A 1,060-nucleotide genomic window follows, 5' to 3' on the forward strand; every position below is an offset into this window, starting at 1 on the left:
CCCGCCTGCCCACAAACGAATGGGAAAGCCGAAAGAGTGATACGAACTTTGAATTGCGATGTGGCATAATCAGCATATATTTAGCGATTCAATAGATAGAAAACAAAAACTGAAACGCTTTATTAATTTTTATAATACCGTTAAACCACATAAAGCGATTTCAGGGAAAACGCCTTATGAGTTTTTAGAGGATTATTTTAACCATGAAGTGTAAACAACTCTGCGTTTTCCTACAGTTAATAAATGAAATAACATTACTTTTTTTACTTATGGATAGGAAAAGTAATGTTAAAAAATCAAAAATCTGTCATTAAATTAAGCTGTTAGAAATACATATATAAACATATTTATCTACATAAGAATATTTTCAACCGCATTTTACTGCCACTAAATTATCATTTGTTAAATACTTTATCTCTATGCCATCGTAAATATGGTATGTCCACACTTTTTAGTACCAAAAAGATAAGGTCATCGATTTCTTTTGTATTCAATCGGCGACTGGTAATTTAATGTTGAATGAAGTCGATTATAATTAAACCAATCCACATAGTGATTAAATTCCAATTTAAGTTGCGCCAGTGAATCAAAAATAGTATTTGACACAAATTCTGTTTTCACTGCTTTGAATGTGCTTTCTGCAATTGCGTTATCATAGGGGCAGCCTTTGCGACTTAAGGACCGTTTAATTCCAAATGCTGTTAAACATTCATCAATCAAATGATTATCAAACTCTTTTCCTCTATCAGAATGAAACAACTCAATCGTCTGTAAGTTCATTGGAATTTGACTCATAGCTTGCATGACCAGTGCCGCTGTTTTATGCCTGCCAGCACTTCGCCCCACTATTTCTCGATTACTGATATCAACAATTACACAAAGGTAGTGCCAACGTTGTTTAACCCTTACATAGGTTAAATCGGTCACCAATATTTTTCGTGGTTGACCTATATTAAATTCTCGATTCAGTTCATTCCCCACCAGCGATTCATTGCTTTTTTCTGTATGAATACAATATTTTTTACAGGTGTATTTCGAAACCCAGCCATTTTTCGCCATG

At 33.7% G+C, this 1,060-nt stretch carries 2 protein-coding genes; one reads left to right on the plus strand and one right to left on the minus strand.

The window, feature by feature from the left end:
* The first annotated feature begins 58 nt into the window (after positions 1-58).
* On the plus strand, positions 59-214 hold the full coding sequence (locus A9G38_RS11825) for an integrase core domain-containing protein (protein WP_141671754.1): 156 nt from the start codon (positions 59-61) through the stop codon (positions 212-214).
* Positions 215-471: 257 nt separating this feature from the next.
* Here the strand turns inward: A9G38_RS11825 and A9G38_RS10010 are convergent.
* On the minus strand, positions 472-1,060 hold a 589-nt coding region (locus A9G38_RS10010; protein WP_065623263.1), incomplete at its 5' end, for an IS3 family transposase.

Origin of the sequence: Gilliamella sp. Imp1-1 (genome assembly GCF_001690415.1) — a bacterium.
Taxonomy (GTDB): Bacteria; Pseudomonadota; Gammaproteobacteria; order Enterobacterales; family Orbaceae; genus Gilliamella; species Gilliamella bombi.

Excerpts from the sequence above, each read along its gene's own strand:
- A9G38_RS11825 (WP_141671754.1), top strand. The coding sequence starts at position 59 with ATGTGGCATAATCAGCATATATTTAGCGATTCAATAGATAGAAAACAA.